The sequence below is a fragment of the Pontimicrobium sp. SW4 genome (assembly GCF_039954625.1).
In the GTDB taxonomy this organism is placed as follows: domain Bacteria; phylum Bacteroidota; class Bacteroidia; order Flavobacteriales; family Flavobacteriaceae; genus Pontimicrobium.
The window spans coordinates 107,280-119,760 of sequence record NZ_CP157199.1 but is presented as its reverse complement, the minus strand read 5'-3'; the positions used below and the strand labels follow the sequence as shown (position 1 = coordinate 119,760).

Genomic DNA, 12,481 nt, shown 5'->3' with positions numbered 1-12,481 from the left:
TCTTGATTGAATTATATTACTCATCATTTGTATCTATTTGTTCTAAATGAAATACAATTTGTTCGAAAAGGATTTTTTAAAAAAATCAGCTATTATGAGCTAATATCAATTATTTTTTGCCGTTCTTCTTTAGTCATCACTACAATTTAAATCAGCATTGTTATTCTTTATTTCGAGGACTACCCTTATCTCCCCCTTGTTCTAGCGTAACCTGTTTACCATCTTCTGAAAAAATGAATGATATAGACTCTGCGTACATTTGCTCTAAAACAAACCGATTCTCTCCTTTATAAATTAAAGGAGCCTTAAATTCGTTTTTTATAAAATTAATTAAAGTATTATTTTCTTGTATAAATACAGACTTATCGTTTGGATCACTTTGAGAAACATAAACACCAACAAATTTCTTCAACTCATCTTCTGATATTGCTACAGGTGCATCTCCTAGAAACAATTTTAGTATTTCAGTATATATTTCGTTAATATCTATTTTCGAACCGTTTGAAACTAATGTAAAAGATAAATTCTCCTTAGAAAAATAGATTGAAGTCGCTCTAAATTCATCAATACGTCCTCGATGCCCAAATCCCTGTCTATCATTAGTTGTATACCTAAAAAGTCCCATGCCATACCTATCTTTTATAGTTTTCATTAAAGTTAGACTTTCTGCTGAAAGTATTTTTCCAGTAAGCAAGCCTTCAAAAAAACTATTTAAATCTTTTGGTGTTGAAACTATTGAGCCAGTTCCTGTAGCAGTAGACAAATCAGTCTCAGGAAATTCAGTCCATTTTTCATCATAGTTATAAGAATACGATTCATTATCATTTATATCTATTTCTTTTCCTGAATATGTATTATTTAAGTTAAGTGGTTTACAGATTTTCTCTTGCAAAAGGTTTTCATAAGAAGTGTTATACGTTTCCTCAAGAATTAACGCCAATAAAAAATAATTAGAATTACTATACTCTCCTTTTGTATTTGGTTCAAAGTCACTTTCATACTTTGAAATTTTGGATAACATATCTTCAGAGGATATATGCTTAGTACGATTGTCAAAAAACCATTTATCATTAGTAAAACTGTGAATACCGCTTCTGTGTTGTAATAACTGAGCAATGGTAATCTTGTTTGCGTTTTTTACATTCGGAAAATAGCTTTCTATAGTTTTGTTTATATCTAACTTATTTTCTTCAATGGCCTTAAAAATTAGTGTCGCTGTAAATGATTTAGTAACAGAACCTATACGGTATTTTGTGTTAGAACTCGCTTTCTTTTTTGATTTAATGTCACTAAAACCAACAGTGTTTTCATACACTGTTTTCTCATTTTGAGTTAGTATAATACTTCCCATAAATTCATCATTTTTATCATAAGTCTTTAATAGGCTGTCGATTTTAACTTGATAGTTATTAGGTGTTTGTTCATTTATTGAATGAACTGATTTTTTGTTTTCTGTACAAGAAAATAGTAGTGCGATTAATGCTACTGTTAATAGAATTGTTTTTTTCATTTTTTGATTGATTTTGATTGATTTTGATTGATTTTGATTGTTAATATAAATAGTTTGAAGCAGCTAGTCCCATATTTTTATAATCGTGACCAACTCCTGGAACTGTTTTAAGTTCCCAATTAAATTCTGTATTTAATCTTTTTGCCATTTCTTTGGCCTGTTTAAAAAAGAATTTTCCTCTTTCTAATCTATGATGTCCCTGTTCATCTGCACTTTTTGATTGCAAAAAACTCCCTCCTGTTTCATTTTCGTTATCCTCCTCTCCAAGAAATACTACTAACCTCTTCTTAAAAGCATTTTTTAGTGAGACTTCATCAATTGGTGTGTTTTTTAATCCAAAAGGATATGGGTTATCAAAATTTGGCAGCGTATAGAAACTTGCATTAGAAGCTAAAATGTTATTAGCTTTTGTGTACTCTTGAAAGAGTGCAAACCTATGTAAAATATGTCCTCCTGCAGAATGTCCAAAAAGATTATATGTAGTTTGGTTAGAGTTTAATGTTTCAACAGCGATATCAAATATGCGATCAAAATCATTGAAAAGCCATTCGCTTGTATTAGAATTTGAATCAAATTTTAGTTTTTCTTCATTAAGTTTAATTTTATTAGTTCCTTCTACTCTTTCTATACAATCGTATAGGTTAGAGTTTTTTATTAAACCTCCTAAATGGTATGCATCAAAACTGTAATGCTTTTCGGAATACATTGGAGATAAAATTAGAATACTCTTTTTTTCTGACTCCTCTATCCAAGAATCTCTATATGTATTTCCATTTCTTCCAGCCCCAGGAATTAACAGTAAGATTTCAGAATCTTGTGTAAAACTATCAGGTCTATGATAATGCACTTCAATGGGTTTTTCTTCATTTCCCACGCCACCTTCTATAAAAAAAGACCCTGAACCAGTTTGAATTTCAACATCAATTACAGTTTGGTTTTCATTTAGAAATAACTCACTTTTCTTTATTAAATCCATACCACAATGTGGGCAGGTTCCTAGTTTTGTGAAGATTAATTCATCACATGATAAATTACAAGGCGTGCAAACATAGACTTCTGTTTCAGATTTACAAGAGAAGACTATAATGGTAAAAAATAGTAGAGTACTAAACTGTTTCTTCAATGATTGATAACTTGATTTTAATCTCTTCATAATTTTAATTTTAATAGCTTTTAGATGTGAAGGATTTATGAATTATTTTCCATTCATTTTTTATTTTCAATAACAATAAATAATCAATTGCAATCCTATTACTGTCTGGCATTATAATTTGCAATTTGGCAAGACCTGCATTATTTTCATAATCTAAAGATAAAACATTCCCTATTCGATTGTTTTTCTTGCCCTCTTTAAAATTACCGATGTATTGATTTCCTGGAATGATACTCAGATTGTCATCTTTTATATAGTATAAATTGAAATCTTGGTGAAATGCCTTTCTTAATTTATTGGGTTCTCCGTTTGCTGTTCCGACAATGTAGTTTGACAAGGTTTCTTTGATTTCTTCTAACCCCTCTTTTTCAATAGAAACTAAATCTTCTACTTTATGATAATTTTTAAGGTTTATAATCTTGTGTAATATTTTCCACTGCCCTTTTATTTTTAGAAGCAAAAGATAATCCGTTGCTATTCTTTTTGTGTCAGGAAAATAAACTTCAACTTTTACAGAAGCGGCATCGTTTTCATAATCAATAGATATGATTCGTCCTATTCTGTTATATTTTTTCCCCTTTTCAACTCTTTCAATATAACCATTTCCATCTATAACCCTTAATGTGTCTCCCTGTACTATAAATAGATTAAAATCTTTATGAAATGCTTCTCGTACTTCGTCAGGATTGCCATTTGCTGTACCCTCTATATATTTCATCACAGTAGAATTAATTTGCTCTACTTCTGTTTGTGCATTTAGTTTTAATATTAAAATAAAATTAAATGCTAAAAATATTATTAATGCTTTTTTCATGTTTATTGTTTTTGTTTATTGTTTTTCTTGTTACTAACGGTCTCGTGTATGATAGTAGCAGATTTCTTCTCACGAACCTTTCGGTTTTGCACTGACCTTTGTTTTATGTTTATACTTTCGCTTTATTGCTTAAACCGCTATTACTTATTCACATTGTTAGCAAATGTTTTATTCTATTTTTGCATTGAAGAGTACATCAGCGTTTACCCAATAAACTTCTCCTTTTTCAACACCTGCCCATCCTTTTTTTTCAGGGTTATTATATCTTCTGGAATAGATAAAATATTTTCCGTCAGAAGACATATACGGACAATAATAGCGCCAGCTACTTTCATATTTTAATGGTATTTCTTTCGGTTTTGTCCATTCACCATTATCATTAAACGTTATTTGAAATTCACCTTGTCCATTAGTAATGGCATACCGCTCATCTGGTGAAACATAGGTTATTAGTTCCTTTTTCTTTGTCTTAGTGTTTACGATAACAGGTGTTTCAAATTTTTCATTTCCTAAATATTGTGCACGATATGTGTTCATTCCTCCTTCGTCATTTGGTCTATTTGAGCGAAAATATAAACTCCCATCCGCTGTAACAACAGGATAGGTTTCTAAATATTCGGTGGAAACCAAAAAATCCACTTTAGAGGCTAATTCCCATTTACCGTTCACTTTTTTACTCTTATAAATGTCTGGTGGTATCGTGTAAAGTTCTTCTCGGGTAACATTATTTTTATAAAGCTTAGGGTCTACACCGAGAAAATACATAGTCTTTCCATCTTTGGTAATTGTGGGGTCACAAGCAACTGAAACTAAGACATTATCTTCATACATTTTAATGGGTTTAATATCAGACCACTTGCCATTAATTAATTCAGAATGGTGAATAACAAAACTGTTGTCCACAATTCTTGAAAAGAACATTTCTGTATTGTCATAATTAAAAACTACATTAAGTTCGACATTGTCTGTATTAACAATTGATGGAGCAAATAATTTAGGAATTGTAGAAGGAGGTTCTTGGTCGAAATATGAAATAGTGTTGTTCTTACAACTAAAAAATGTTACAATGATTAATAAAATCGATAAAAATTTATTCATTACTGTTAAAATGTTTGTTAACTATTGTATAACCGTTACTTATATACTGATACTTATAACCCTATTTTAATCAACTTGTAATAACACCCTAGTTGAAGTGTCTATCCATTTAAATGCTACATGTTCTTTAGACTTACCTCCATAGCCCCCAAAAAACTCACGCCCTTCTTTATTTTTTAAAATAAGTGCCATGTCATTTCTTTTACCAGTATTATTAGTAATTCCTACAATAATGCTGCGAGGCATATAATTTCTTTCTGCCCTTATTTTTACAATGGACTGCGTCAAGTCAAATAAAAATTCGGCATCCATTACATAAATCACTGGGTAATCATGAATGTTTCTATCGTAATTCACAGGAAGAGAAACTAACAGCTGCCTATCTTCATTTAAGACTTCTGATTTTATAAAAAGCTGTTTTCCTATAGTATAATTTGTCTCAGTTACCTGAGCAGCGGCATTACTTATGATTAGACAATTAATTAGTAATAAGTATGCTTTTATGTATTTCATTTTTATGATTTAAAATCCAATATAAAATAGTCTATGACACAAAGATGAACTACAATGCTTAATATATTTTGTTCGAAAAGCAATAAGATTTGTTCTAAAAGGATTCTAAATATTTTTTAGGTTTAAACCATCGATTTGTTGCAATACGTTGCTTTCTCAAAATCCCTAATATTTATAGAAATAATTGGAACATTTGGACACATTATCTTAAGTTCTGTTATTATTAATTTTGAAAGTTTTGCTTTTTGTGAGATCGTCCTTCCCTCCATAATATTAGCAAAAACGTGAATGAAATCATCTTTCGAATTTCCTATATTATAATACTCAAAAGGATTTATTCTTACCTTAATATCTCCTTTATCAAAAAGATTAGTCGATTCTGCTATGTCGTAAACTTTTTTCATAATCTCATTTGGAGATTTTAATGTAATAATATTTTCTGAGCAGTCTATTATAAAGTGTGGCATATTTTTTTATTTAATAACTGTAATTATTCTATCTGCAATCTGTTTTGCAGTTGTTATTTGTGATACGTTTTTATATAACTCTCCATCTTTTCCAGAATGGTGACCATGACCGATAAGTTCCATTAAGTTATAAGTTTTAGATTCAAAATCTTTAGCAGACACTTCTGCCTCATAAATTAATGATGGTTGTCCTACTTGCCCAGAGCCAGAATAAATTTTATCCTCAGGGAATTTATCTTTTGTGTAATATTCATTCCAATCGTAAGATTGATTTAGTTCAACTAATATCTTATAATTCCCTTTGGTTATTTTACTCTTTGAATTAATAATAAAATTACTTGTTGGTGTTGCTCCTGAATACGCATCTATATCGCTAGAGTTTCCTAATGGCATATAAAGCCCATCTTCAGCTTTAACACTACGCTTGTGAGACCAATAAGGTAGAGCTTCAGGTCTTCTTACTATAGCCGACTCCCATTTACCGTCTTTTTTCTTTCCAAAATCAAATGTGCTGGAAGAAATGACTCTTGAAATGTATAAAGTTTGAATATAGTTTCCATTGATATCTTCTATCCAAATTGCAAACAATGGATATTGAAACGCACTTCCTTTTTTTAATTCAACACTAACCAGCTTATCTCCTTCTGGTTTCTTTAAATCTATAACCTGATAATCAAAATTCACCTCTTTTTTACCAAGTTGTTCATTACGAATTTGATTGCCAAAAGCATATAGATTATTTAACAGTGGAAAATCAAAATAAACTCCAATCACTAATAAAATTCCAACAACTATTATTAACAGACTTTGTAGTTTTTTGTACTTTGAAAGTCTCTTACCAATTAAATAATTCTTTAAAGACAATTTATTGTTGATAATATGAAAGACGATAGCCAACATAAACAACAAAGCAAAAAATGTATGTACTGATGCTACATTTTTTTTAAAAGGCAAAAAATACATCAAGATACCTGATCCTATTAAAACCAATAATAAAATCAATAATATATTGCCTAACAGACGTCTATTCATACCAAATAACTTAAAATTGTATGTTATTTACTTGGGTTCCAAACACCTAATTGAGCATTTTCTTTTACATACTCTGAGAAATCTTTCGGTTTTCTTCCTAAAACTTTTTCAATGTCATTTGTCACTTCAGAATTGTTAGGGTTCCCTAAAACCTCAGAGAATAAATATTCAATTAACCAAATAAAATCATTAGCAACACCTTGTTGCTTCATTACACTCGTATATGCAGGCAATGCAATAGGTGTAAATGCAATATCTCTTCCTGATGCTTCTGCTATTTCTTGTATCACTTCTTTAAAAGTTAATTGTCTTTGTCCTGTGAGCTGATAAATTTTATCGTTATGTTCTTCATGCAGTAATGCTTCAACGACTACATCAGCAATATCATCAGTATCTACATAAGGTACTTTAGCTTCTGCTTGTGGTAAAGCAACAAAGCCTTCTAAAATTGGTTCTAAAAAAAAACTCTCGCTGAAATTTTGGTTGAACCAGCTTGCACGAACAATGGTATAATCTATTCCTGAATGAATAATTACTTGTTCACACAGTTCTGCCTCTCTTTCACCCTTTCCAGATAGAAGTACCAATTTCTTTACTTTACTTTTCTTTGCAACTTTAGTGAGTTCTTCAATAGCTTCCAATGCTCCTGGGATAGCTAAATCCGGTTGAAAAGTTATATATACTTTATCCATTCCTCGAAGTGTTCGAGCCCATGTTTTAGAATCATTCCAATCAAAAATAGGGTCAACAAATCTAGAACCAATTCTAACGTTGTGTCCCGCTTCCATAAGTTTACCTGCTACTTTTCGGCCAGTTTTTCCTGTGCCTCCGATTACTAAAATGCTACTTTTATTTTCCATTCGTTTTTATGATTTATTATTTTTAAATATTATTTTTTGTGATTTGTATAAGACTAATTATCAACATTATAAAAGAAATGATTGATGATAATGTTCTAATTAAATGAAGACGATTCCATTTAACTTCAAACTTGTCTCTTAAGCTTTTTAAATCTTTACTACTTGCTAAACTTAAATCTGTTTTGCCCAATATTTCATTTAATGGAACATTCCCAAAAATGGTTACCATTAAAACTCCAAAAAGGTAAATTCCTATTGCTAAGATTAATAATCCAATTATTGGGTTTGATGTATTACTAAAGACATATATGTTGATTAGTCCTAGAAATAAAGGCCCAAAGAAAACAATGAAAAATATTGGATTTAATATTGTTCTATTCATTTGTTGAAAAGATGCTAAATACCCAAAGTCATTTAACCTTCCAATTCCAAGTGTAATACTATTAGACCAAGTGAAACACAATCCTGCAGATAGCCCAGTTAATACTATAAGTGCAATAATCCCTATATTTTCAATAGTTAAATCCATAGTTTTATTATTTTAATTGAATTTTATGAGGATATTCACGGATATACCAGTATAATGTGGCTACTATTAAAAATTCAAAAGCTATAATCCAGAATCCTAAAGATGTAAAAAAACTATAGTGATTCCCTCCATTGGGAATGACAAATACTGGAACAGTTATTAATGCATCCAAAGCAACAGCAGTTAACAACATTGTCTGACCGACTATAAACCCATGAGTTTTGCTATCACTTTTGTAATAATATGTACAACCTAACCACACTAATGGCATAACCACAACAAACAATACAACATTTGCCTGTAAATCAGGATCTTCCAAAATGGGAACATAATAAGAAGTCGAATAAAAAAGTATAGCAATAATCCATATGGCTATACCTATTAAAATGGCTCGTTTAGTTTTCATGTCTTTTCTATTTAAAAGTTACATGACAAAACTATTGCCAAGAAGAAATTATGGCTTGTCTTAAAAGAATTAAGATTTGTTCGAAAAGTAATTTACTTGATTTGGCTTGGTCTGTATCCAAATTTTTTAGCAAAAGCATTGGAGAACGAACTTAAACTATCATAGCCAACATGCCATGCAGCCTCTTGAACAGTTGCTTCCTGATTTCGCATCAATTTATGTGCCGTCGTGAGACGTTCGTTTTGAAGGTATTTAAAAACTGGTACACCAAATAGCTCCTTAAAGTCTTTTTTTAGTTTGAAGGTGTTCAATCCAATTTCCTTTGAAAGCTCCGTTAAAGAAGGAGGATTATCTAAGTTTTCCGAAAGAATTGTTTTTGCTTTAATTAGTTTTTCACGTTCTGAAGTTTTAATTTTTTCAGTTTTCATTATTGCAAGTTGACCAAAAAAATGAGAGAGTAACGCTGTAATTTGACTCCTAAAAAACATCATTTTAGTTTTTCCTTCATATTGAATATTGAATATAGAATCGACAATCGTTTGCATTTCAGGAGTCATATAAAATGCTGGTCCTTCTACATAATGGTCAGAAGGGTTTACTAATTGATTAAGCATTTCGCTAAACAACTCACCTTCATCATTAGGCAGTGCTTCAATAGCACTAATAGATGTTGCAATTACCAAACATTCCAACTGTTTTGATGCTGTAACCGTATGTATAAACTCCACGTTATCTTCGGCATAAAATGAAAGTGCTAGTCCTTTTGTATAACTAAATTCTTTCTGCTTATCACCATATTTTACAGATAAATCTACATTACCAGAACCATAAAATGCTACTGCTATAATAGGCTCGTCAAAAAAACAAGAATCAACAGTTGCTTTTTCTGCTTTGGCTTCCTCGACTAAAATTATAAAATCATTTATATTAATAACGTCTCTAGTCATGATTCCGTTTTTTAAATTTATAATTTTCTTCTTTTTAATATAAACAAAGTAATCAAATAAATTAAGACATTTACCCTAAATTTTTCATAAAAGAAACTAATCTCTTTTGAGATTAGTTTCTTAAGGATTATCTAATTAAATCTATGTATTAATCTAGTAAGGCGTCCAATTTTTCTCTCAATACAGATTCAAGTTGCAAACCATTAGTTCTATCTACTATTTTCGAGTTTTTTAAAAAGAATAATGCAGGAATACTTCTAACACCAAACTGAGCCGCCAATTCACTGTTTTTATCAATATTTACTTTTTGTACTTCAACTTTTCCTTCGTATTCTTTAGATAGCTTATCTATTGTTGGTAATAGTGTCTGACAAGGCCCACACCACTCCGCGTAAAAATCTAAAAGTATTGGCTTTTCTAGTGCAATTAATTGGTTGTAATCATCGTTGTTTTCTATAGTTCTCATATCAATATTGTTTTAATTAAATTTAAATTGAGTGATGTAAGAATTACGTCGTCTATTATTCCATAAATAACTTTTCGTATTTGTCATCAAATCCAAGTTTGAAATACTTGATTTCTTTTTGTTTTCTTTTGCTATTTCCATAAAATATAATTGTTATGTTATTATGAAGCAAAGATCTGAAGTTAAGCCTGTTAATTGTTAGGCAAGGTTTCCCTAGTGGTTAGCAATTATTCCCAACTACATGGTTTCTTTAAAAACTGATGGAGATATGCCTTCTTGTTTCTTAAAAAAACGACTAAATGTCTGAATATCATCATAGCCAATTTTATAAGCAATTTCCTGAACTTGCATACCAGTATAACGTAAAAGTCGACGAGCTTCTAGCATTTTTCGTTCTTGGATGTATTGCAATGGAGTTTTTGAGCCTAGTTTAGAGAAAATATTCGATAAGGTTTTTGGTGATTTGTTTAATAATTCAGCATATTCAGCAACAGTATGTTTTGTTTTGAAATACTGTTCAACCAAAAAGTTAAATTCTCTAACTATATCAGTTTCCATCTTTTCCTCTGGATATTGAAATTGGGCCTTAAATAAGCGTGTGCATAAAATTAAATAACGTTTTAACATCATTTGTAACATATCAATTTGTAAGTTATCTTTAGATTGCATTTCTATACTAAACATAGTCCAAAGTGTCTCAAATTGAAGGTGATCCTTTTCTGGAATTGTTATTATTGGTAATTGTGATGCACCAAAAAATAATAATCCTTTACAGCCAACTTCAGTGTCATGATCGATGACACAATAAAATGGTCTGTTGAATCTTAAGAAACGTGTAGATTCTAAATGATTTACTGCCACCTTGTGAAACTCCGTAAGAAAAACTATTTGGTTTTTATTGAAAGTATATAACTTCCCATCTATAACCAGTTCATTAGCATCACCTTGAAACCATAAAATTGTAAGGCTCCCTTCAATAATTTCTGAAAACACAGTACAATCGTGTTTTTCAAGAGTCATAAACTGTAGGTATTCATTGGTGTTTCCTATAAATTTCATAGGCGTAAACGCAAAAGCAATGATTTGTTATTAAATATTGTATGCCAAGATACTAAACTTTATGTATAACTACAGAGCAAAAAAAAGCATCAACCATAAAATGATTGATACTTTTTCGCTATTAATCAACACTTAAACACTACAATATTTAGATAGATGTTAAACTTTCTTTATCTGTCTAGATGTTCATAATAACATCTAGTTTGTTAATTAGGCTTCACCCATTTTCTACTTAAAAATGCTGTATCTACAGGAGTATCAAATACGTGGTTAAAATAATTACTCATGGTTTTTACACCTATACCAGCAATTACACCTAGAATATGATTTTCAGTATAACCAGCAATTAAAAAGGCATCGATATCTTCTTGAGATGGATTTCCACGCTTCGCAGTCATCACACGGCTGAATGTACTTAACGCTTTATATTTAGCATCTTTAATTTTTGTGTTGTCTCTAATGGCGTTAGTAACCTCAGTTGGTACTTCACTCATTTTATCTGCCACAAAACTATGTGCCGACATGCAATAGTCACATTCATTTTCAAAAGCAATAGATAAGAAAATAATTTCTTGCTCCTGAGATGTAAATCCTGCATTTTCTCTAAAGGTTTTATACGAATGGCTATACGCGTCAAATAATGCTGTATTGTTGGCCATTGTGGCGTACATGTTAGGAATCATTCCCAAACCTTTTTTTGTTGCTTCCAAAATTTTGGTAGAAATAGCATCTGCAGTTTCAATTGTTTTAAACTCTAAAGCTATTTTTGAGATAGTACTCATATCTTCAATTGTTTTAATAAATATTATTTATCTAATTTGTTTACAAGTTCTTCAGTACTATATACATGACTTGCAATAAATCTGAAATTAGTTTGAGCTGCTGCATTACCATCATGCCCTGGTATAATTGCCGATGCTGTTGCATCGCCAACTACCGCTACTTCAAAGCCGTCCTCAATAAGTTCTCTCATATGGGCTTCTACACATAAGTTGCCAGACATTCCAGCTAAAATAACTTTGTCGATTTTTTGTTTTCTTAATTGCAAGCTTAAGTCGTTTTGTTCTGGTCCAAATACTTTATGAGGCCCAACAACTGTTACAAAATCTTTTTCGATGTACTTTTTATAGCGCTCTAAGAAATCGGCTCCTGAACCCTCAAAACCTTCTGTAGATAATTGGTCATCACGATCGAACATATTAATGTTATGCATTAATGTTTCTAAGGCTCCTTCAAATTGCCAATGATGATCGTGTTTATAATAATAGTGAGGAGAGATAAATACTTTAATCCCATTAGCCTCAGCTAATTTAAAAAGTGTTTCTAAGTTTTCAACCGTGTTGTTTGCAGTCACGCTTTCACCAACAACACCCCAAGTTACTCCTTGTGGACTTAAAAAATCGTTTTGTGGATCTGTGATTACAATAGCTGTCACACTGTCGATATCGAATTCATTGTCTGGAAGTTGTGCAAATGCACTTGTAACTCCCATAAGTAGTGCTAATGTTACAATTACTTTTTTCATGTTTTTTTATTATTAATGTTTATAAATAATTTGATGTAGCAAAGATGCAACGAGAATGAAAGGAGTTGCTAGGTAGAGTTTCCCGATGAGTTGGCAGTTTTT

At 30.8% G+C, this 12,481-nt stretch carries 15 protein-coding genes; all 15 read right to left on the bottom strand.

The window, feature by feature from the left end; all coding sequences use genetic code 11:
* Positions 1-160: 160 nt before the first annotated feature.
* The gene (locus tag ABGB03_RS00630; protein ID WP_347923954.1) at positions 161-1,510 is read right to left on the bottom strand and encodes a serine hydrolase domain-containing protein; all 1,350 of its coding nucleotides are present in this window, start codon (positions 1,508-1,510) and stop codon (positions 161-163) included.
* Between the two features lie 40 nt (positions 1,511-1,550).
* Entirely contained in the window at positions 1,551-2,663 is a 1,113-nt protein-coding gene (locus ABGB03_RS00625) for a hypothetical protein (RefSeq protein WP_347923952.1), read from the bottom strand.
* Between the two features lie 10 nt (positions 2,664-2,673).
* Positions 2,674-3,477: a nuclear transport factor 2 family protein gene (locus ABGB03_RS00620; RefSeq protein ID WP_347923950.1), complete on the bottom strand. Its 804-nt coding sequence runs from the start codon at positions 3,475-3,477 to the stop codon at positions 2,674-2,676.
* Between the two features lie 168 nt (positions 3,478-3,645).
* Entirely contained in the window at positions 3,646-4,575 is a 930-nt protein-coding gene (locus tag ABGB03_RS00615; protein WP_347923949.1) for a hypothetical protein, read from the bottom strand.
* A 66-nt stretch (positions 4,576-4,641) separates the two neighbouring features.
* On the bottom strand, positions 4,642-5,088 hold the full coding sequence (locus ABGB03_RS00610) for a hypothetical protein (protein ID WP_347923947.1): 447 nt from the start codon (positions 5,086-5,088) through the stop codon (positions 4,642-4,644).
* Positions 5,089-5,210: 122 nt separating this feature from the next.
* A complete protein-coding gene (locus ABGB03_RS00605; RefSeq protein WP_347923945.1) occupies positions 5,211-5,555 on the bottom strand; it encodes a 5-carboxymethyl-2-hydroxymuconate Delta-isomerase in 345 nt (114 codons plus the stop codon).
* A gap of 6 nt (positions 5,556-5,561) precedes the next feature.
* Positions 5,562-6,587, bottom strand: a complete 1,026-nt coding sequence (locus tag ABGB03_RS00600; protein WP_347923943.1) for a hypothetical protein — start codon at positions 6,585-6,587, stop codon at positions 5,562-5,564.
* 23 nt (positions 6,588-6,610) lie between these two features.
* Complete coding sequence (locus ABGB03_RS00595; protein ID WP_347923941.1) at positions 6,611-7,447, bottom strand: NAD(P)H-binding protein; 837 nt, start codon at positions 7,445-7,447, stop codon at positions 6,611-6,613.
* 22 nt (positions 7,448-7,469) lie between these two features.
* Positions 7,470-7,976 carry a DUF1772 domain-containing protein gene (locus ABGB03_RS00590; protein ID WP_347923939.1) on the bottom strand — a complete coding sequence of 169 codons (507 nt, stop codon included), beginning with the start codon at positions 7,974-7,976 and terminating at the stop codon, positions 7,470-7,472.
* 7 nt (positions 7,977-7,983) lie between these two features.
* A complete protein-coding gene (locus ABGB03_RS00585) occupies positions 7,984-8,382 on the bottom strand; it encodes a DUF5367 family protein (protein ID WP_347923937.1) in 399 nt (132 codons plus the stop codon).
* A 92-nt stretch (positions 8,383-8,474) separates the two neighbouring features.
* Complete coding sequence (locus ABGB03_RS00580; protein ID WP_347923935.1) at positions 8,475-9,329, bottom strand: AraC family transcriptional regulator; 855 nt, start codon at positions 9,327-9,329, stop codon at positions 8,475-8,477.
* A 148-nt stretch (positions 9,330-9,477) separates the two neighbouring features.
* Complete coding sequence (gene trxA, locus ABGB03_RS00575; protein WP_347923933.1) at positions 9,478-9,795, bottom strand: thioredoxin; 318 nt, start codon at positions 9,793-9,795, stop codon at positions 9,478-9,480.
* A 237-nt stretch (positions 9,796-10,032) separates the two neighbouring features.
* Positions 10,033-10,854 (bottom strand): helix-turn-helix transcriptional regulator, encoded by an 822-nt coding sequence (locus ABGB03_RS00570; RefSeq protein ID WP_347923931.1) that lies wholly within the window; start codon positions 10,852-10,854, stop codon positions 10,033-10,035.
* A gap of 206 nt (positions 10,855-11,060) precedes the next feature.
* On the bottom strand, positions 11,061-11,636 hold the full coding sequence (locus ABGB03_RS00565; protein ID WP_347923929.1) for a carboxymuconolactone decarboxylase family protein: 576 nt from the start codon (positions 11,634-11,636) through the stop codon (positions 11,061-11,063).
* Positions 11,637-11,659: 23 nt separating this feature from the next.
* Positions 11,660-12,379, bottom strand: coding sequence for a cysteine hydrolase (locus tag ABGB03_RS00560; RefSeq protein ID WP_347923927.1), 720 nt, complete (start codon positions 12,377-12,379; stop codon positions 11,660-11,662).
* Positions 12,380-12,481 lie beyond the last annotated feature (102 nt).

Bases quoted from the DNA above. Each gene is read 5' to 3' on its own strand.
- ABGB03_RS00630 (WP_347923954.1), bottom strand. From the start codon at position 1,510: ATGAAAAAAACAATTCTATTAACAGTAGCATTAATCGCACTACTATTT.
- ABGB03_RS00625 (WP_347923952.1), bottom strand. From the start codon at position 2,663: ATGAAGAGATTAAAATCAAGTTATCAATCATTGAAGAAACAGTTTAGT.
- ABGB03_RS00620 (WP_347923950.1), bottom strand. From the start codon at position 3,477: ATGAAAAAAGCATTAATAATATTTTTAGCATTTAATTTTATTTTAATA.
- ABGB03_RS00615 (WP_347923949.1), bottom strand. From the start codon at position 4,575: ATGAATAAATTTTTATCGATTTTATTAATCATTGTAACATTTTTTAGT.
- ABGB03_RS00610 (WP_347923947.1), bottom strand. From the start codon at position 5,088: ATGAAATACATAAAAGCATACTTATTACTAATTAATTGTCTAATCATA.
- ABGB03_RS00605 (WP_347923945.1), bottom strand. From the start codon at position 5,555: ATGCCACACTTTATAATAGACTGCTCAGAAAATATTATTACATTAAAA.
- ABGB03_RS00600 (WP_347923943.1), bottom strand. From the start codon at position 6,587: ATGAATAGACGTCTGTTAGGCAATATATTATTGATTTTATTATTGGTT.
- ABGB03_RS00595 (WP_347923941.1), bottom strand. From the start codon at position 7,447: ATGGAAAATAAAAGTAGCATTTTAGTAATCGGAGGCACAGGAAAAACT.
- ABGB03_RS00590 (WP_347923939.1), bottom strand. From the start codon at position 7,976: ATGGATTTAACTATTGAAAATATAGGGATTATTGCACTTATAGTATTA.
- ABGB03_RS00585 (WP_347923937.1), bottom strand. From the start codon at position 8,382: ATGAAAACTAAACGAGCCATTTTAATAGGTATAGCCATATGGATTATT.
- ABGB03_RS00580 (WP_347923935.1), bottom strand. From the start codon at position 9,329: ATGACTAGAGACGTTATTAATATAAATGATTTTATAATTTTAGTCGAG.
- trxA (WP_347923933.1), bottom strand. From the start codon at position 9,795: ATGAGAACTATAGAAAACAACGATGATTACAACCAATTAATTGCACTA.
- ABGB03_RS00570 (WP_347923931.1), bottom strand. From the start codon at position 10,854: ATGAAATTTATAGGAAACACCAATGAATACCTACAGTTTATGACTCTT.
- ABGB03_RS00565 (WP_347923929.1), bottom strand. From the start codon at position 11,636: ATGAGTACTATCTCAAAAATAGCTTTAGAGTTTAAAACAATTGAAACT.
- ABGB03_RS00560 (WP_347923927.1), bottom strand. From the start codon at position 12,379: ATGAAAAAAGTAATTGTAACATTAGCACTACTTATGGGAGTTACAAGT.